The following is an 18829-nucleotide window of genomic DNA, read 5'->3' as shown; positions in this document are numbered from 1 at the left end:
ATGCCGCCTGACACAAAGCCATCGTCGGAACGCCGCCCGGACCAAGCTCGCTCCCACAGGGATCTTCAGTGGCCACAAGTCCCGAGTAAACCCGAGAACCGGAACCGAAACCGAAAAGATCTACACCGACAATCGCAACTCCGCACACAACCCGCCACCCTCTCGATTGCTCAGGGTCAACGACCCGCCAATTGCGTTCGCCAGTTGCTGGGCGATTGCCAGTCCCAGCCCGGTGCCACCAGTGCTGCGGTTGCGGGAGTTTTCCACGCGGTAGAACGGTTCCATCACTTGCTTGAGTTCTTCTTCAGCGATGCCCGGGCCGCGGTCGAGGATCTTGATCGACAGGTTGCCATCGGCCTGTTTTTCCACTTGCAACTCGGCAGCACCGGCAAATTTCAATGCGTTGTCCGTCAGGTTGACCAGCACCCGGCGCAAGGCGTGGGGGCGGGTGTCGATGACGGTGGCGCTTTTGCCTGTGAGCCGAACGTCCTTGCCCACGTCCTGGTAGTCGAACACCAGGCTGTCGAGGAACGAGTCGAGGTCGGTGCGGCGGCTTTCTTCGGTGGCGCCGTGGATGCTGCGGGCGTAGGCCACGCCTTCGCGAACCAGGTGTTCCATCTCGCCAAGGTCGTTCCACAGTTTGTCTTTTTCGCTGGAGTCGTCCATGAACTCGGCGCGCAGTTTCATGCGGGTGATCGGGGTTTGCAGGTCGTGGGAAATCGCCGCGAGCAACTGCATGCGTTCCTTCAGGTACGCCGCGATGCGTGCCTGCATCGAGTTGAAGGCCTTGGCGGCGTGGGCGACTTCGGTCGGGCCTTTTTCGTCCAGGAGTACCGGGTGCGCGTTGGGGTCCAGGGTTTCGACGGCACCGGCGAGGCGGGTGAGGGGGCGGATGGCGATTCTGACCGCCAGCCAGGAGCAGGCCAGCATCAGCGCCAGTTGCCCGAGCAACACGAAGGGCAGCCAGGGCGACAACGGGACCATTGCCGGACGGACGTCGATGGTCAGCGGGCTGCCATCTGCCAGGTTCAAGTGCACTTGAAAATGTTTTTTCGGCCCGGGGATGTCGGTAAAGGTCATCGGGTAATCGTGACCGATGGCGTCTTTGATCGAGGCAATGGCAATGGGCGTATCGGGCATGTCGGTGCGTATGGGCGTGCCCGGCGAACCCTCATTGAGCAGGTAGCTGTAATTGCGCCGCTCCAGTTGTTGCAGCCAGCCGGATCGCTCGTTGGCGGGCAAGCGGTCGAGGATGGCTATGGACGTGGAAACGTCGGTTTCCAGGTTGCCGAGCATGGTGTTTTTCGAGGATTCGTAGCGCTCGTAATACTGCGCGCCGAAGGACAGCGCCTGGGCGAGGATCAGGCCGATCAGGAAAATCAGCGACAGCCGCGAGGCCAGGGTCCGCGGCCAATGCAGCGCCTGCGTCATGATCGATCGCCCAGGATTTCCACCGGCAGGGAGAACACATAGCCTTCGCTGCGCACGGTCTTGATATAGGCCGGTTCGCGGGCGTCGTCGAGCAGGCGCTGGCGCAGGCGACTGACCAGCAAGTCGATGGAACGGTCGAACAGGTCGGCATCGCGACCCTGGGTCAGGTTCAGCAGCTGATCACGGTTGAGCACTCGTTGCGGATGATCGAGAAACACCCGCAGCAATCGATACTCGGCACCGCTCAGGGCCACCATGGTACCGTTTTCGTCGAGCAGGTGACGGGCCGAGGTGTCCAGGCGCCAGCGCCCGAAGGCCAGCAGACGGCTGGCTTCGGTCACCACCAGGTTCGGCGGCAGCATGCGGGTGCGCCGTAGCACCGCGTTGATCCGCGCCAACAGTTCACGGGCCGCGAAGGGCTTGACCAGGTAGTCGTCGGCGCCCATTTCCAGGCCGAGAATGCGATCGGTTTCATCGTTGCGGGCGGTGAGCATCAGCACTGGCGTGGTCTTGTGTTTGCCGGCGCGCAGTTCGCGGCACAACAGCAAGCCATCGTCCCCCGGCATCATGATGTCCAGCACGATCAGGTCCACCGGGGTGGTTTCCAGAAAAGCGCGCATCTGCCGTCCATCCGCCACGACCGTGGTGCGCAAGCCGTTCTTCTTCAGGTAGTTGCCTACCAGCTCGCGGATTTCGCGGTCATCGTCAACGATGAGGATGTGATCAACGTGATCCATTGGGCCAAACCTCTGATAAATGGGGAATGCCACACAGTCTATCGAGCCTGGGCGGGCTCGCCTGCCGCCCTTTGTATTGCAGTGTATCTGGCTTGCCTGAGGATACACACGAAGGCAAAAAAGCCGATTTTCAGCGGTTTTGTATTGCTCTGTATCTGCGCCCGGTTCTGATACGTACCGATTGATTCACGCCGATTCCCGACACAGACGAGATACCTCGCAAGCTTTTAATAGGTTCCATCGAGGCAAACCAGACCGCTTCGGATCAACCTTTTGAAACCTTGAGGAACTCGCCATGAACACCAAAGCCATCTACGCCGCGTGCCTGTTTGCCGCACTGAACATCTGCACCCTGTCGGCCCGTGCCGAAGCCGATGTCGCTCCAAAAACCTACACCTACGGCACCCAACTTGACATCAGGAAAGTGGTGTCGCTGACCGAGGACGCTACACCTTCCTGCGGCGTGGTGAATGCGCAGCTGACGTACCTCGATTCCCAGTCCAAAACCCAGGTGCTGGATTACCGCAAGTTGGCTGACAACTGCAACTCGGAAAACTGAGTGTTGCGATCAACGACCGCTTAATCCATTTGCAACAGGAAGGACATCATGAACAACGTTTCCCGCTACCTGACCGCCATCGCCTTTTCCGTCGCCGGTGCGGCAGCCCATGCCAACGCCGCTGTCGAGCAAAGTGCCTGCGCCAGCAACACCTGCTTCCAGCTCACGCCGGTGGCAGAGAAGGGCACCCATGGGTTCCTTGCGCAAGACGGTTCCAGCCGCACGCCGCAGGGGCAGTTGCTGAATGAACAGACCGCTTGAGAACACCCCCAATCCATTGTAGGAGCGAGCCTGCTCGCGATGGCGTCGGGTCAGGCGATACATCGTTGACCGAACAATCGCTATCGCGAGCAGGCTCGCTCCTACAGTGGTGATGTGTTGCCCTCTAATTTGCATCAGGTGATCCCATGTTACTCATCGCTTTCCTGGGCGGCATATTGACCGTCCTCAGCCCGTGCATCCTGCCGGTCGTGCCATTGCTGTTTGCCGGGGCCGACCGCACACGCTCCTCGATCCTGCTCACCCTCGGCGGCATGGTCCTGACCTTTGCCCTGGTCTCCAGCCTGGCCGTGGTCAGCAGTGAGTGGGTGATTCAGGCCAGCAACACCGGCCGCCACGTAGCGCTGGTGGTGATGGTGCTGTTCGCCCTGTCGCTGATTTCCGCTCGGGTCGGTGACTGGCTGGCGCGGCCCTTCGTGCTGCTGGGTAATCGCATCGACCCGAACTCGCGCAAGGTGTCCGGGCCGCTGGCTTCGATCATGATCGGTGTCGCCACCGGGTTGCTCTGGGCACCGTGCGCCGGGCCGATCCTCGGGGTGATTCTGACCAGCGCCATGCTGCAGGGCGCGAACGCCGGCACCAGTCTGTTGTTGGTGGCCTATGGCGCGGGCAGTGCGCTGTCCCTGGGCACCTTGATCTTTACCGGTCGCGGCCTGGTCAATCGCTTGAAACCGTCGATTCCGGTTACGGGCTGGTTGCGCCGTGGCGCCGGGGTTGCGGTGCTGGTCGGGGCGGCGGTGATTGCAACGGGGGCCAACGACCTGTTGCTGGCCAATACTTCTTCGCAAGGTGTCAGCAGTGTCGAGAAGGGCGTGCTGGAGACCGTGCCGAAAGTCGTCGATTACCTGGTCAGCAAGGTCAAGGCCGACAGCACCATGGGCAACGCCCAGGGCGCCATGCCGTCGCTGTCCGGCGCAGTGGACTGGCTCAACTCGCCCGCACTGACCAACGAAGCGCTGAAAGGCAAAGTGGTGCTGGTGGACTTCTGGACCTTCGACTGCATCAACTGCAAGCACACCCTGCCGTACGTGAAGGACTGGGCGAAGAAATATGAAAAGGACGGACTGGTGGTGATCGGCGTGCACACGCCCGAATACGGCTTTGAACGCATCATCGACAACGTCAGGGCCAAGGTGAAGGAGTACGGCATCACCTACCCGGTGGCGATCGACAACAACTACGCGATCTGGCGCAACTTCGACAACCAGTACTGGCCGGCGCACTACCTGATCGATGCCAAGGGGCAGGTGCGTTACACCCACTTCGGTGAAGGCAGCTACGACACGCAGGAACAAATGATTCAGCAGTTGCTGCAGGAGGCCAGGGCCAGCGCGCCTGCGGCGTAATCCGCTTGATCAATGGCTCACAGGTCCCGAGCCATGAGCCATTGATCTTTTTCCCACGCTTCAAAACGCTCCAGCACCACCCAGCCGCGCTTGGCGTAATAAGCACTCTGGTCCTGGGTGTGCAGGTAGATCCTCTTCTCGCCGCTGGCTTTGGCTTGCGCGCAAATCCCTTCGATCAATCGCTCTGCCAGGCCCTTGCCGCGTGCCTCGGGGGTGATGAACACGCAAGCGAGCCACGGCCCCAGATCCGGGCGATGGTCCAGGTCGGCCCTGGCCAGTGCTGCGCCGCCCACCAGCTCGTCGTGGTCGAGGGCGATCAGACATTTCCAGTCGCCGTTGTCTTGGCCTTCGGCGAACTCTCGTTGCCAGTCAGGCAGGGGCTGTCCGGCGTATTCGTAGTGGAACTGCTGGTGGATCCACGAAGCGAATGTGTTGCTGTGCTGCATATGTCGAGCAAGCCAGTCCAGGCGGGGTGCCATGTTGTGAGTCCTTTCAGAGGTCAGTCGCTGGGTAGCGAGAGTAGCGGGCCTGGGCGGTGCTGTCGCCTTCGCTGGCTCAGCGACCGCTCAAGTGATTCGAGGCCGCCTGACCGCGCCGCCACGCCGCCGGCGGCGCACCGTACTCGCGACGAAAGGCGCGGCTGAAGGCGGTATCGGTCTGGTAGCCGACTTCTTCGGCGATCCGCGTCAAGGAGCTGTTGCTGCTGCGCAACAGATTGGCGGCCAGCAACATGCGCCATTGCGTCAGGTATTGCATCGGCGACACCCCCACCAGTTGCTGGAAACGTTCGGCCAATACCGATCTTGAGGTGCTGGCGGTGCGCGCCAGTTCGTCCAGCGTCCAGGCGTGGCAGGGTTTTTTATGCAAGGCGTTGAGGGCAGCGCCGACGATGCGGTCGCGAACACCGGCCAGCCAGCCGGTGCGGCCTTCGCCCTGTTCATTCATGTACAGGCGCAGCACTTCGATGAACAGCACTTCGGCGAGTTTGGCCAATACCCCTTCGCCGCCGGGGCGGGGCGAGCGGGCTTCGGCGAGGGCATAGCGCACCGAGGATTCCAGCCAGATACCGGCATCCGAACCGCGCACATTGACCCGCACCACGGCCGGCAAGCCCTTGAGCAACATGCCTGCCAGGCGCGTGTCGCAGGCCAAGTACCCGCACACCAGGCGGGTGACCGCGCCACCCCCGCCATAACTCAGCTGCCGGGGCCGCCGCGCCAACACCGCATCCAGTCGCGCACCCGTGGCCGGGGGTAATCCGGGACGTGAGCACATGCGATGGGCATCGCCCTGGGGGAAGATCACCACGTCGCCCGCACTCAGCAGCAGCGGCGGGTCATCGCCCAGTTCGACGTAGCACTCGCCCTCGGTGATCAGGTGAAAGATCACCACCCGTTCCGCATCGGGCTCCAGAAACGGCGCCGCCGTATCGGCGCTGGGCGACTGGTAGCACCAGGGCGCAGTGAAGCGGGCGTTGATGAAGATCGCGCCGACCAGATGCACGACGCGCAGGGTCTGTGACAGAGCGTCCATTGGGGTTTCCCCGTGGGAGGGTTCCTGATTGTGAACGCGCCGGCGCGCAACGTGGAATCTCCGGACGATCGGGCAGGGTTGGGCGACGATCGGGCAGGACGCCAGCGCCCGTCAGGACGATAGTTTGACCACAGGGTGAGTGCCGCCCTGCCATCCAGAACAATAAAGAGAGGTTGCCATGCCTAAGTTCGTCATCGAACGTGAGATCCAGGGCGCCGGAGCTCTGTCGGAAAGGGATTTGAAAGCCGCTTCGCAAAAGTCCTGCCGGGCCTTGCGTGAGTTGCCAGAGGTGCAGTGGCTGCAGAGTTATGTCACTGGTGACAAGCTCTATTGCGTGTACATCTCGCCGAGCGAGGCGCAGATCCAGGAGCACGCCAGGCTGAGCGGTTTTCCTGCCAACCGCATTTCCCAGGTCATGAACATCATCGATCCGACAACGGCGGAGTAACCGCGGCCGGACCCGATTTGTGTTTCAACCCAGAGACCGCCTCCATGAGTACACCCATTGACCTGACTGCCTTGAAAAACCGCCAGATGGCCTCCTGGGCCAGCGGTGACTACGCCGTGATCGGCACCACCCTGCAAATTGTCGGCGAGCAACTGGCCGAAGCCTGCGACCTGTTGTGCGATGAGCGCGTGCTCGATGTTGCTGCCGGCAACGGCAACGCGACACTCGCGGCTGCACGCCGTGGTTGCCAGGTGACGTCCACCGACTATGTCGCGGCCTTGCTCGAACGCGGCGAAGAACGGGCCCGGGCAGAACGCCTGAACGTCTCCTTCCAGGTCGCCGATGCCGAAGCCTTGCCCTTTGCCGACGGCAGTTTTGATGCCGTGCTGTCGACCTTCGGCGTGATGTTCACGCCGGACCAGCCCAAAGCCGCCACGGAACTGGCGCGGGTTTGCCGCCCGGGCGGCCGGATCGGCCTGGCCAACTGGACGCCGGAAGGTTTCGTCGGCCAGATGTTCAAGACCCTGGGCCAGCACCTGCCACCCCCGCCGGGAGCGAATCCGCCCTCGCGCTGGGGTACTGAAGCCTGGCTGCACGAGCATTTTGACGAGCGCGAATTTCTGCTCCAGGTGACGCGTCGCACCTTCAATTTCCGCTATCGCTCGGCGGCGCATTTCATCGACACCTTCCGCGAGTGGTACGGGCCGGTGCACAAGGCCTTCGCCGCGCTGCCCGCGGATGGGGCCAAAGCCCTGGAGTCGGACCTGACCGAGTTGATCAACCGGATGAACCGGGCGGGCGACAAGTCGCTGGTGGTGCCGAGTGAATACCTGGAGGTGGTGATTACGCGGCGGTAGCTGACAACCCGGCAAAAAACTGTGGGAGCGAGCTTGCTCGCGATAGCGGTCTTCCAGTCACAGTGCTGTGTCTGATACACCGCCATCGCGAGCAAGCTCGCTCCCACAGGGGTTGTGTGGTGGTCAATGGCATCTAAATCACTACGGCACCACGCGCCTCCAGCAACTCGCGCAACACCGACCGGTGACAATGCGCTTCATCCTCGCAATAACACCCCACGGCCAGGGACGTCTGATGAGACAACGCGGCCAGCAGGTCGAGCATCTGACTGGCAGCGGGCTGGCTCATCTCGGCCTTGAATTTGCGTCTGAACACCTCCCAGGCCTTGGCATCTTGCGCAGCCTTGGCCTCGGCCACCAGCTCCGCGCTGGGCGACAGCAGCGGCTGCCAGACATCATAAAAATCCCGACAGGCGAATTCGGCTTTCGGTACGCCACGGGGAGGGCGGCGTACCGTACCCAGGCGCAAACCTTCGTCGGGTCGACGGGGTGATCCGAGTTGAACAATATGGACCGCCATGGCTACTTGAGCCGCGATTGGTCAAACCACTCGAGCGCCGTGCGCCATAAGCAGATGCCCAGGAAGTACGCCGACATCAGCAGCCACAGCCCCATCACCAACGGGTTGATCACCGGGTGGTTGAGCACCAGCGACAAACTGCACAGCAACCAGATGGCCGTCACCGCAATGTTGATCGGCATGAACCGGCGCACGCGGAACGGATGCAGGAATTTCATCCGGGTCACGGTCAGCAGCGCCAGGCCAATCACCGTAACAAAGGTGATCCACGGCGACGGAGCGATGATGTACAGGCACAGGGCAACCACGTTCCAGGCGGCGGGGAAGCCCTGGAAGTAGTTGTCCTTGCTCTTCATGTTGACGTTGCAGAAGCAGAACAGCGACGACACCAGAATCAGCGAAACGCTCAGCAGCAAGGTGTAGTCCGGCAACGGGATGTAGCGATAGATGAACAGTGCCGGGATAAACACATACGTCAGGTAATCGATCACCAGGTCGAGGATCGAGCCATCGAAGCTCGGCAACACTGACTGCACATTGACCTTGCGCGCCAGTGCACCGTCCAGCCCGTCGACGATCAGGGCGACGCCCAGCCACAGCAGGCAATGGGTCGGCTGGTTATCCAGCAGGGACAGGGTGGCGAGGAAAGCGGTGACCACGCCAGTGGCGGTAAAACCATGGGCGCCCCATGCTTTGAGTCTGGCGATTCGTAGGGTTGAAATCACGGGGGCGTTCTCCAGTGAATGAAGCAAGCCAGTTGTCACCCCGCGTATGGGGGCGGTGGCAAACCGGGTCGGGTTGCAGGTATCGACCGGGTATCCGGGAATAAGGTTCACCACCTATGAATCTTAGCTGCGCCGCAAAAAAACACTCCGGACCCATCTGCGGTAGCACGGGCGCGTCAGCCCAACGGTGCTGGCACATTCGCCTGCGGGGACTATCGTTGCCTGACTGGATAAACCCCTTCCAAAGAGGACAAGCGTCATGAACACCAGCGATCTGCTCGAACAATTATTGCGCGCCGGCCAGGGCTCGATGGCGCAGCAGGGTGGCAGTGGCGCGGCGGCCCAAGGCGGGCTCGGCGACCTGGGTGGATTGCTCGGCGGGTTGTTGGGCGGTGGCGGCGGTGCTGGCGGCGGTGGCGCAGGGTTGGGCGGTTTGCTCGGTGGTTTGCTCGGCGGCGGTTCGCCGATGGGTGGCGCGCCACAAAGCCGCTCCGGTGGTGGCACAAATTATGCGGCGCTGGCGTCCCTCGGCATGATGGCGTTCCAGGCGTACCAGGCCTGGCAGCGCAGTCAGGCGTCGGCCCCGCAAGAAGCTCCGCGCACGGTGGACTTGCTCGCCGGCCCGGAAGCCGAGGAGCACAGCCATGCGATCCTGCGGGCATTGATTGCGGCGGCCAAGGCCGATGGCCGGATCGACGACGTCGAGAAGCAGATGATCAGCACCGAGATCGGCCGTCACACTGACGATCCTCAATTGCAGCAATGGCTGGACGATGAAGTCGCCAAGCCACTGGACCCCAATGACGTGGCGCAGTCGGCGACCGATCCTGGAATGGCCTCGGAGATGTATCTGGCCAGCGTGATGCTGGTGGACGACCAGCAGGACGCCGAGCGCAACTATCTGGATGAACTGGCCGCGGCGTTGCAGATCGAGCCGCAGTTGCAATTGCATCTGGAGCAGCAAGCCAAGGGCGGCGCGGTCTAAGTTGCCTACGGCAGCAGAAACGTGGGGATGTAGGAGTGACCGCAAGAGTCAGGAAGGAACTCCAGGTGGCGAGGGAGCAAGCTCCCTCGCCACAAGAGTGTGTTACTTCAGGAACGCCTGGAAGTCGGTGCCCAGTTTGTCGATCGCCGCCTTGAAGTCCTTGGCGGTAATCTTCTGGCTTTCGTTTTCCAGGGCGGTGCCAAACACTTTGCGCACCACTTTGGCCACGGTCTGGTTGCTCTTCGCGTCGACGAACTCGGCTTCGATGAACAGGGTGGTGTCCTGGTCGCGGTGACCGGTGGCGGCCTGAGTCGCGCCGACAACGGCTGCGACCGGGACCACTTCATACCACTTCATGCCTTCGTTCTCGGCGGTCACCCCGGTAATTGCCGCACGCATGATCAGGGGCCTGGAACCGGCCGGTACGGACGAGGTGTTGGACACTACGCGGTATTTCTGACCCAGGGTGGCCTTGGCCTTGCTGGTCATGTAGTTCTGGATGTCGGAGAGCGTTTGCTGGTTGACCCGTTCGTTGGGCTTGGGCGCCGGGTACAGCTCCAGCTTGTTGAACACCACGGTGTCATAAGCATTCGGGTTCCACGAAGGGCTGACCCAGCGCATCGCGGTGCCGCCGCTCGGCGTTTGGACTTCCTGCAGGTTGTTGTAGTTGGACAGGAAGCCAGAGTATTGCTCCTTCTCAGTCACTTTCGAGGTGCAACCGCCTAGCAACAGACTGGCCAGCGCGGCGCCGACAAGCAGTTTTCGGGACAGATTCATAGTGGTGTTTACTCCTTGGATGAAATCGTCGTTCTTTCGTTTACAAAACATCAGAATCGCCAGGTCATATTCCCGGTCAAGGCTTGAATCCAGGCATTGTCGAATTCACCGGAAATTTGATTGCCCGATACGGATTTGGCCTGGTCAACCGGCATGTCGCCGATCCAGACCATGGCCCAGCTGACGTTGACATCAGTGTCTTTGTTCAGAGCATAGGTGGCTCCTGTGGCAATGCGCCAGGATTCGCTCATCGGCACGACCACGCTACGGTTGCTGTCCGAGACGGCACTGCTGTCGTAGGCCACGCCGAAGTTCCACAACCACTGCTCGGTGGCCTGGTATTGCGCGCCAAGGGAAAGGTGCCAGGTGTCCTTGAAGCCGGCGTCGACCGTTGTCGATTGCGCACCAAGGGCCGTGGTGTCGACCTCTACGGCGATGTCGCCGAACTTGGACCAGTCCTGCCAGTTGGCCGAGGCCAACAACGCCCATTGCCGGTCCAGTTGCTGGAACAGACTCAGGGTGACGGTTTGCGGTACCTTCATATCGAGTTCGGTGTTGGTGTTGTTGACGCGCTCGAGCAGACGTCCGTCGCCCTTCACATCGAGCCGGTCCTCGAAGTCCAGGTCGACCTGGCTGGTGTAGGTCAGGCCGATGCGTGTGCCGGGTTGCGGGGCGTAGATCACCCCGACGTTGGCGCCATAACCCCAGTCGTTGTCCTTGTATTTGTACTGGCCGTCCGAGCGGTCAGTGAAGCCGAAAGGGGAACGGTCGATAGCGGTGTCTGCCTTCAACATGCCGTACATGGCCTTGATGCCCAGGCCGACCGACCACTGCTCGTTGAAGCGATAAGCCACGCTCGGTACCAGCGACAGGCCGAGCAGGCTGGAGTTCTGTGCGAAGTAACGGCCGGACCAATCGTTGTCGTAGTTGACCGCCAACCCGAAGTCACCGTACTGGCCGAAACCGACGCTCCAGTGCTCGTCCAGTTCATGGCTGATGAAGAAGCTGCCACCGGGAATCGGATCGAGGGCATTGCCACTGCCGCTGCCCGGGACGTTGGTGCCGGAGTCGCGGTCGAAGCTCAGGTCGCCATACAGAACCTGCAAGCCGGCGGTGATTTGCGTGCCCGGCAGGTAGCTCATGCCCGCGGGGTTACTGGCTATGGTCGAGGGGCCTTGGGCACGGGCGGCGGCACCGGCGTTGGCCAGGCCGGCGTTATCGGTGCCGATTTCATAGAGCATGATGCCACCGGCCCAGGCTTGCTGGCAGCACAGGGCAAGTAGCGCAGAAGCGGGCAGGGTAGCGGTTTTTGTCGGCATTGAAATCCCTCAGCAATTGTCCATTTCGAATACGGGTGGACTGCACCAGCCACCCGTGGATTCGGCTGTTACTTAGCCATCTCTGCTCGAGCCTTGGCGATCTTGGCTTTAACCGAGTCGAGGTTGAAACTCGCGCCTTTTTGCATCGGCGGGAACTCGATCGCTGTTTCAGCCAGTTTGGCCACCTGCTGCTGGACGAACACGAAACGCCAGAATTGGAACTTGAACCAGTCGAAGTATTGTTGTGAACCCTGCGCGGCCTGATTTTCCGGCCAGCCCATGCGCTCGAACGGGTCGAGTCGAAGATTGGTCAGGTTCGGCACGTCCACATCAACTTTAGCCCCCAACCAGCCACCCGGTTGGTCAATGAAGCGATATTTGTAGTCGTCTATGCGCACTGCACCCAAGGAGCTTTCTCCGAAGTAGAAGACTTCATGCCGGTTCGACGGACCTTTTCCGGTGATCATTGGAGTTTGATCATAGCCGTCCAGGTGAACTTTGTAGGTGGTGTCGCCCAATTGTTTGCCTTTGAGCAGTTCCGCCGTGATGTTCGGGTTGCCCGCCGCCGCGACCAGGGTCGGGAACCAGTCCATGCCGGACATGATGCCGTTGCCGATCTGGTTGGCCGGCACCTTGCCCGGCCAGCGGATGATCGCCGGCACCCGGAAGCCACCTTCCATGACCGTGCCTTTGCCCATGGCGAACGGCGTCGTGCCGCCATCGGGCCAGGTGAAGTTTTCCGCACCATTGTCGGTGGTGAAAATTACGATGGTGTTGTCGTCCATACCGTCTTTTTTCAGCTTCGCCAGGACGTCGCCAACGATGTCATCGAGCTGCGCCATGCCGGCTTCCTGTTCCGACCAGCCATTCTGCGAGTTGCGCATGGCTTCGTACTTGTCGGACAGGTGCGTGACGATGTGCATGCGGGTCGGGTTGAGCCAGACGAAGAACGGTTTGTTGTCCTGTTTGGCCTTGTCGATGAAAGAGAAGGCCTTGTCGCGAATCTCCTCGTCGACGGTTTTCATCCGCTCCGGATAGAGCGTACCGGCGTCTTCGATTTTCTGCTTGCCCACCTTGCCCCAGCGCGGCATCACGGTCGTGTCATCGGTGGTGGAGGCCCAACTGTGGACCATGTTGCGTGGGCCGACGCTGTCCAGCAGTTCCTTCGGATAATTGGGGTGCGCCGGGTCTTCCATGGCGTCGAGGTGATAGAGGTAGCCGAAGAATTCATCGAAACCGTGGACGGTGGGCAGGAACTGGTTGAGGTCACCCAAGTGGTTCTTGCCGAACTGGCCAGTGGCATAACCCATGGCCTTGAGTGCGGTCGCGATGGTGACGGCTTCGGCGGGAATACCCACGGGCGAGCCGGCCTGGCCGACAGTGGTCATGCCCGTACGAATCGGCAGTTCGCCGGTGATGAAATTGGCGCGGCCGGCGGTGCAACTGGCTTCGGCGTAATAGTCGGTGAAACGCATGCCTTCGTTCGCTAGCTGATCAAGGTTGGGCGTTCGGCCGGCCATCATGCCCTGGTTGTAGACGCCGATATTCGACCAGCCGATATCGTCGCCCATGATCACCAGGATGTTGGGGGCTTTGTCGGCGGCCAGGGTCAGGCTGGGAAACGCCATTGCAGACAGCAACAGGGGGACCGCTAACATCGAGGTTAAGGTTGTCCGATTCATGTCGAGCTCCTGCGTACTTGCGTGAGTAAATCGAGACGAGCCCCCAACCGTCGTTGAAATTCGTAACCCCCGGGAAGAGCGTAGGTTTGAATTGCGAAATATCCAGTAATGGATAGTCAGAAAGCATTGATTCAGGCGCATTGCGCCGAAAGAGTGTCCCGTTAAAGACACCGGCGAAATCGGGGCGGCGAGCGGTACTCGCCGCCTCGATCGTCATTACCGGGCGGCAGTGGCGGCCAGCAAGGGTGCGATTTGCTCATCGGTCAATGCGGCGTGCACGTCCATGCTCATCAGGTCGTTCCACTCCAGCACCCATTTTTGAATCGGCACCAAATCACTCGCCTCGGCAATGCCGAAGCCGGCCGAGCTCCCTACAGCATGCCAGCGTCCGTGCATGGTGACGCCTGCAGGCGGCGCGCCACCGGTCTTGAGAAAACGTGCGATTGCGGCATCACGGTTGTCCGGGCTGATTGTCCAACTGACGATGAATAACATCGGCCACCTCCTGTTACGGATTGGCACCGGTCTTTATGCGCGTACCTGGCTGGCGCCGGGGCCGTGGCCACGCTTGGATTTCCAGTTCCGTCCTGGCTGGCTTGCGGCAAAATCTCCCATGGAAGGCATAGCAGCGCCTCGCGATTCATGTACGACCGCTGATCCTGTTCCGGTGCATTTTCGAGGGGGTAACAGACGCCTGTTTCACCAGCGAAACATGGGCAGCGGGCGCAGCGGCGAGCGGATGAATTGCCGGGCTGAAAGCTTCATCAGCATCGAGTGAAAACCGTGATCGGGAAAGGTCGCCTGCACGGTTTTGATGAAGCTTCGGGGCAAGCCGAAACGCACCAGGCCCAGGGACACATCCACCAGATCGGCCTGGCGGAAGGGTTCGACACTGTTGGCACAAGCGCCGCGATACCGGCGCAGCTTGTGATGCTCAAGTATCAACGCACTGACTTCATCCTTCAGTTCCGCTCGTTGCTGGCTGTCGAGGTACTCAGTGGCCAGGGCAATGGATGGCGGCAGGTAGTCGAGGGTGTCATCGGTCCAGATACCCAGGTCATGAAATGCCGCTGCGATCTGTACGGCGTCCGAGGGCAAACCTTCGGCACCGCTGAGGGCAACATGGAAATTCAGCACCCGGTAAATGTGGTTGCGGTAGCCCTGCAGGTCGGCACCGATGGCCAGGGCGTACGTGGTGAGAATCTTGTCGGTGAGGGGGAATTCGAGAAGAGGTTTCATCAGGCGTCACGCAACAGGTCGTTGGCATTGAGCAGTTCGTAGGCAATCTCCGGGCGCTTTTCCATGGCACGGCGAATAGCGGCGGGGATGTTGGCGCGGGTCTTGCGGCACAGCCCCGGCAGTTCGCCAACGCGGATGCCGATGCCGCGCATGGTGCGCACTTCGTTGAAGCCGGGGGCGATGTCCACGCGCAGACCCAACTGTTCGAACATGCGCCGTTGCACGTGCTCAAGATCGCTCAGACTCTGCAGGTTTTCCAGGCGTTCGATCAGGCGTTTTTCTTCGTTGCGGGTCAGAAACAGAATGCGCAGGTCCGCCCCCGGTGTTTCCAGCAACGGGTCACGCCCGCAGTCGCAGGCGCCAGGTGGGCAGGGTGAGCGGATCGCAGCGGTGGTGGTCATGGGGATCAATCATAGAGCGCTGTGATCGAATTTGCCCATAGGGATTTGTGGGGGCGATGCAAAGCAATGTAGGAGCGAGCTTGCTCGCGATGGCGGAGTATCAGCCGACATCATTGCTGAATGTCAGTCCGCAATCGTCGGAACGCCGCCCGGAGCAAGCTCGCTCCCACAGGTTTTACGGTGAGTCTCGCTTACCTCACTTCAAGACAAGCATCCGATAAACGCCGTCTTCGACTTCGATCCCGTGGGTGTCATGGGTGAAGCCGGGGAAGGATTTGTCGAAGGCTTCCAGTGCCTTGAGATACGCCAGCAATGGACCGTCCGCCGGACCCGCGTTCTCGCCTGGCATGAGCAGCGGGATGCCTGGTGGATACGGCACGATACCGGTCGCGGCAAGACGCCCGGCGGCTTCGTTGAGGGTGACCAGTTCGATGTCGTTGCGCACCAGTTTTTCGTAGGCCTCCACCGGGCTGAACTCGGCTTTTGGCAGGGTGCCGAAGGCCTGGGACATGTTGGCGGTGGTCTTGTGTTTCTTCATGGCGGCGAAGATTTCGTCGGCCAGATCCTTCAGGCCCATGCCGGCATAGCGGTGCTGGTTGGCGTTGTACAGGTCGGGCAGGCACAGCTCGAGCTCGGCGTTGTCGTCGTAATCGCGTTTGAAGTCGAGCAGGGCATTGAGCAGCGTGCCCCATTTGCCTTTGGTGATACCGATGGAGAACAGGAACAGGATGGTGAAGTCGGTGGTTTTCTCGACCACGATACCCTGACGACCCAGGTAAGCGGTGACTACGCAGGCGGGGATGCCATTGGTGAGCAGGTTGCCGTCGTCACCCATGCCCGGGGCAAGTACCGAAACCTTGATCGGGTCGAGCATGCAGTAGCCGTCTTCGATGTCACCGAAACCGTGCCATACCGCGTTCGGGTGCAGGACCCAGCAGTTCGGGTCGGTTTTAAGCGTAGCCGGGTCGACCTCATGGAACGGCACGGTCGCTGCGCCAACCTGTACGGTCGGTGGCTGCCAACAGGTGAAGAACCAGTCATCCTTGCTCAGCATCTCGTTGTGCATGCGCGAGAGAACCTGGCGGAAGCTGATCGCTTCTTCAATCGATTCGCTGGTGAGGATCTGCCCGCTCGGCGCTTCCATCATTGCCGAGCTGACGTCACAGGACGCCATGATCGCGTAGTTCGGCGAGGTCGAGGCGTGCATCATGTACGACTCGTTGAAGCGCGCATGTTCGATCGGGTTACGCCCGTCACGTACGTGGATCATCGAGGCCTGGGACAGGGCGGCCAGCAATTTGTGGGTCGACTGGGTGGCGAACACGGTCGGCTTGGACTTGTCGTGATCGGCCGGGTTGCCGTGCATGGCATGGCGCCCGCTGTACAGCGGGTTGAAGCGCGCATAACCGTACCAGGCTTCGTCGAAGTGCAGACGGTCGACACTTTCGCCCAGCAGCTCTTCGACGCGGGTGACGTTGTAGGTCAGGCCGTCGTAGGTGGAGTTGGTGACAATGGCGTGCACCGGCGTCGGGTCGATGCCTGCCTTGACCAGCGGGTTGTTGGCGATGGCGGCTTTCACGCCTTCGGCGCTCAGGGTCTGCGGCAGGATCGGGCCGATGATGCCGTAGCGGTTGCGGGTCGGCACCAGGTAGGTCGGAATCGCCCCGGACAGAGTCATCGCATGCTCGGCGGACTTGTGGCAATTGCGGTCGCACAGGGCGATCTGGTTGCGCGTGACGCTGGCCATGAGGATGACGCGGTTGGACATCGACGAACCGTTGGTCACGTAATACGTGCGGTGCGCGCCGAAAACCTTGGCGGCATAACGTTCGCCCTGGCCGATGGGGCCGCTGTGATCGAGTAGCGAACCGAGTTCGCCGACCGAGATCGACAGGTCGGAACGCAGCAGGTTTTCGCCGAAGAACTCGTAGAAGGCCCGGCCTGCGGTGCTCTTCAGGAATGCCGTGCCACCGGCATGCCCTGGGGTGTGCCACGAGTATTCATAGTTGCGGGCAAACTTCACCAGCGCGCCGAACATCGGCGGCAGGGCAGCCTGGCGATAGCGTTCGATGGCCGCCAGGATGCGCCCGCTGAGGAAACGGGAGGTGTCCTCGGGCAGCCAGATGAAGTCGTCGGCGTGTTGCATGACCAATAACGGAATGGTCGACGCGGTGGTACGGTCGCTGATCAGGAACACCGGCACCCGGGTGTTGCGCTCACGCAGCTTGACCAGCAATTTGGTGCAGTCGGCGTGGCCTTCGCTGGTGTCCATTTCCCATCGGATGAGCACGCATTGAATAGCCGGGTCAGAGCGCAGGATCGAGGCGGCATCGGTGAGGCTTTCCGAGGCCAGAACACTGACGCCACGTCCCTCTACGTCGTGGACCAGTTGGTCCAGGGCGCGGCCGAACACCGTTCGCTTGTCCGGCGGACTGCTGACCAGTAGCGCCAGCATGCCCAGCGAGTGTTTATATTCCGTCATGCTTGAACCTCCATAGTGGCTGTATTCAGATTATTCACCGGCACTGGCTCGGCAGTGAGGTGCTGCGCGCTGACGGTTTGCGTCGGTACGCTGTTGTTGAGAGCTTCGAGGCGGATCAGGCGGTTGTTGACGAAGCCGAACAGGGTGTAACCGAAGATCGTGGCCACGCCGCCCAGCATCAGGGCCTGCTCACCGGAGCTGTACAGTGCCAGGTAGCTGTAGGCCGCCGCGATCAGGGCAATGACGTTGGTCACCAGTGCCTTGCCTTCCGGCACGTTGGAGACTTTCTGCATGGTCATCAGCGCGGCCATGGACAGGATGTAAGGCACCAGGTTGGTCACCACCGCGAGATTGACCAGGGTGTCGAACTGCTTGCTCAGGTCAGGGCTGATGGTGAGCAGGGCCAGCGCGGTCTGTGCGGCGAGCAGTACCAGCATGCCGACAATCGGCGTTCCCGCTTTGTTGGCCTTGGCGAAGATCGACAGGAAGTAACCGGTGTCCGCCGAGCTTTTGTACACCTGGGCGATGGTGAACTGCCAACCCAGCAGCGAGCCGATGCAGGCGAGTACCATGGCCGCCATCACGATGTCGCCGACCATTGGGGTGAACATCTTGGCAAACACCAGGCCGAACGGTGCGGTGGACGCGACCAGTTCTTCGTTGCCGACGATACCGAAGATGACGTTGGTGGAGACGATGTAGATCACCGCCGCACCCAGGGTGCCGCCCAGCACGGCAATCGGTACGTTGCGCTCAGGGTTTTCCACCGCGTCGGTGTTGGCGCAAGCCGATTCCAGGCCGAGGAAGGCCCACAGGGTGATCGCCACCGAGGCGCCTGCCGCTTCGAACCAGCCTTTGTCGTGAGGGTTCCAGCCTGCGGCGTAGACGCTGCTGTCGAACCAGAACCAGCCCACCGTGGATACCAGCACCACCGGGGCAATTACACCCCAGACCGTGATCGCACCGATCCGGCCGGTAATGCTGGCGCCGCCAAAGTTGGCGAAGGTGGTGATCCACAACAGAGCAATAGTCGCCAGACCTACTTGCAGCGAATCGAGTTTTATCCCGAACAACACCTGGATATAACCAACCGCAGTAATACTGATCGCCACGTTGGCAATCAACAGCGACAGACCGTAGGTGTAGTTGGTGATGTAGTTACCCGCTTTACCGAACGTGTATTCGGCATAACCGCCCATGCCGCCGGTCTTGCGGCTGAGCATCCCGCATCGCGCAAACGCGTAGGCCAGAGCGAGGGAACCGGTGGCCGTCACCAGCCAGGAGAGGATCGAAATTGCACCGACTTCCGCGAGTTTCGTCGGTAGAAGCACAATGCCGGAGCCCAACATGTTGACGGCAGTCAACATTGTCAGTTGCCCCACACTCATTTTCTTTGCGACTGACATTCCGTTGCCTCACTTAGTTGGCGATTGAGAGTCTTAGCTATAGCAAAGGATTGAAAACTCGCAAGAAATGACATTGCCCATCTCGTTTTCGCTTTAATTTGCA

20 protein-coding genes are annotated in these 18829 nt (G+C 61.0%); 6 read left to right on the top strand and 14 right to left on the bottom strand.

Annotation, left to right across the window (positions count from 1 at the left end; all coding sequences use genetic code 11):
* Positions 1-120: 120 nt before the first annotated feature.
* Together AC1DXW_RS22500 and AC1DXW_RS22495 are read right to left on the bottom strand one after the other, a co-directional pair.
* Positions 121-1431, bottom strand: a complete 1311-nt coding sequence (locus AC1DXW_RS22500; protein WP_477752781.1) for an ATP-binding protein — start codon at positions 1429-1431, stop codon at positions 121-123.
* Positions 1428-2168: a response regulator gene (locus tag AC1DXW_RS22495; RefSeq protein WP_477752780.1), complete on the bottom strand. Its 741-nt coding sequence runs from the start codon at positions 2166-2168 to the stop codon at positions 1428-1430. Before AC1DXW_RS22495 ends, AC1DXW_RS22500 begins: the two co-directional genes overlap by 4 nt.
* A 295-nt stretch (positions 2169-2463) precedes the next feature.
* On the opposite strand from AC1DXW_RS22495, the gene AC1DXW_RS22490 reads away from it, so the two are divergent.
* The 3 genes from AC1DXW_RS22490 (at position 2464) to AC1DXW_RS22480 (ending at position 4352) form a co-directional block, all read left to right on the top strand.
* Positions 2464-2727 (top strand): DUF2790 domain-containing protein, encoded by a 264-nt coding sequence (locus tag AC1DXW_RS22490; protein ID WP_477752779.1) that lies wholly within the window; start codon positions 2464-2466, stop codon positions 2725-2727.
* 48 nt (positions 2728-2775) lie between these two features.
* On the top strand, positions 2776-2988 hold the full coding sequence (locus AC1DXW_RS22485) for a hypothetical protein (protein ID WP_477752778.1): 213 nt from the start codon (positions 2776-2778) through the stop codon (positions 2986-2988).
* Positions 2989-3134: 146 nt separating this feature from the next.
* On the top strand, positions 3135-4352 hold the full coding sequence (locus tag AC1DXW_RS22480) for a cytochrome c biogenesis protein DipZ (RefSeq protein ID WP_477752777.1): 1218 nt from the start codon (positions 3135-3137) through the stop codon (positions 4350-4352).
* A gap of 17 nt (positions 4353-4369) precedes the next feature.
* Here AC1DXW_RS22480 and AC1DXW_RS22475 read toward each other — a convergent pair whose 3' ends face one another.
* Entirely contained in the window at positions 4370-4831 is a 462-nt protein-coding gene (locus tag AC1DXW_RS22475) for a GNAT family N-acetyltransferase (RefSeq protein ID WP_477752776.1), read from the bottom strand.
* A gap of 76 nt (positions 4832-4907) precedes the next feature.
* Positions 4908-5885 carry an AraC family transcriptional regulator gene (locus tag AC1DXW_RS22470; protein WP_477752775.1) on the bottom strand — a complete coding sequence of 326 codons (978 nt, stop codon included), beginning with the start codon at positions 5883-5885 and terminating at the stop codon, positions 4908-4910.
* 178 nt (positions 5886-6063) lie between these two features.
* Between AC1DXW_RS22470 and AC1DXW_RS22465 the strand changes: the two genes are divergently transcribed.
* Together AC1DXW_RS22465 and AC1DXW_RS22460 are read left to right on the top strand one after the other, a co-directional pair.
* Positions 6064-6333 (top strand): DUF4242 domain-containing protein, encoded by a 270-nt coding sequence (locus AC1DXW_RS22465; RefSeq protein WP_477752774.1) that lies wholly within the window; start codon positions 6064-6066, stop codon positions 6331-6333.
* A gap of 44 nt (positions 6334-6377) precedes the next feature.
* Positions 6378-7190 carry a class I SAM-dependent methyltransferase gene (locus AC1DXW_RS22460; RefSeq protein ID WP_477752773.1) on the top strand — a complete coding sequence of 271 codons (813 nt, stop codon included), beginning with the start codon at positions 6378-6380 and terminating at the stop codon, positions 7188-7190.
* Positions 7191-7323: 133 nt separating this feature from the next.
* On the opposite strand, the gene AC1DXW_RS22455 is transcribed toward AC1DXW_RS22460, so the two are convergent.
* Together AC1DXW_RS22455 and pcsA are read right to left on the bottom strand one after the other, a co-directional pair.
* On the bottom strand, positions 7324-7710 hold the full coding sequence (locus tag AC1DXW_RS22455) for a DUF488 domain-containing protein (protein WP_477752772.1): 387 nt from the start codon (positions 7708-7710) through the stop codon (positions 7324-7326).
* A gap of 2 nt (positions 7711-7712) precedes the next feature.
* Positions 7713-8435, bottom strand: a complete 723-nt coding sequence (gene pcsA, locus AC1DXW_RS22450) for a phosphatidylcholine synthase (RefSeq protein WP_477752771.1) — start codon at positions 8433-8435, stop codon at positions 7713-7715.
* A 259-nt stretch (positions 8436-8694) separates the two neighbouring features.
* Between pcsA and AC1DXW_RS22445 the strand changes: the two genes are divergently transcribed.
* Positions 8695-9420, top strand: a complete 726-nt coding sequence (locus AC1DXW_RS22445; RefSeq protein WP_477752770.1) for a tellurite resistance TerB family protein — start codon at positions 8695-8697, stop codon at positions 9418-9420.
* A gap of 102 nt (positions 9421-9522) precedes the next feature.
* Here the strand turns inward: AC1DXW_RS22445 and AC1DXW_RS22440 are convergent, their stop codons facing one another.
* The 8 genes from AC1DXW_RS22440 to potE all read right to left on the bottom strand — a co-directional run bounded on the left by AC1DXW_RS22440 (position 9523) and on the right by potE (position 18726).
* Entirely contained in the window at positions 9523-10197 is a 675-nt protein-coding gene (locus AC1DXW_RS22440; RefSeq protein ID WP_477752769.1) for a DUF3313 domain-containing protein, read from the bottom strand.
* Between the two features lie 50 nt (positions 10198-10247).
* Positions 10248-11516, bottom strand: coding sequence for an OmpP1/FadL family transporter (locus tag AC1DXW_RS22435; protein ID WP_477752768.1), 1269 nt, complete (start codon positions 11514-11516; stop codon positions 10248-10250).
* 68 nt (positions 11517-11584) lie between these two features.
* Positions 11585-13198 carry an arylsulfatase gene (locus tag AC1DXW_RS22430; protein ID WP_477752767.1) on the bottom strand — a complete coding sequence of 538 codons (1614 nt, stop codon included), beginning with the start codon at positions 13196-13198 and terminating at the stop codon, positions 11585-11587.
* A 216-nt stretch (positions 13199-13414) separates the two neighbouring features.
* Positions 13415-13693 (bottom strand): DUF3303 domain-containing protein, encoded by a 279-nt coding sequence (locus AC1DXW_RS22425; protein WP_116263655.1) that lies wholly within the window; start codon positions 13691-13693, stop codon positions 13415-13417.
* Between the two features lie 204 nt (positions 13694-13897).
* Complete coding sequence (locus tag AC1DXW_RS22420; protein ID WP_477752766.1) at positions 13898-14437, bottom strand: HD domain-containing protein; 540 nt, start codon at positions 14435-14437, stop codon at positions 13898-13900.
* Positions 14437-14838 (bottom strand): hypothetical protein, encoded by a 402-nt coding sequence (locus tag AC1DXW_RS22415; protein WP_477752765.1) that lies wholly within the window; start codon positions 14836-14838, stop codon positions 14437-14439. Before AC1DXW_RS22415 ends, AC1DXW_RS22420 begins: the two co-directional genes overlap by 1 nt.
* A gap of 196 nt (positions 14839-15034) precedes the next feature.
* Positions 15035-17320, bottom strand: coding sequence for an Orn/Lys/Arg family decarboxylase (locus AC1DXW_RS22410; protein ID WP_477752764.1), 2286 nt, complete (start codon positions 17318-17320; stop codon positions 15035-15037).
* Positions 17317-18726, bottom strand: coding sequence for a putrescine-ornithine antiporter (gene potE / locus AC1DXW_RS22405; RefSeq protein WP_477752763.1), 1410 nt, complete (start codon positions 18724-18726; stop codon positions 17317-17319). Before potE ends, AC1DXW_RS22410 begins: the two co-directional genes overlap by 4 nt.
* Positions 18727-18829: the final 103 nt, after the last annotated feature.

Source organism: Pseudomonas sp. P4_C4, from assembly GCF_056402055.1.
The sequence above is the reverse complement of the archived record's forward strand: the minus strand, read 5'-3'. Positions and strand labels throughout refer to the sequence as shown.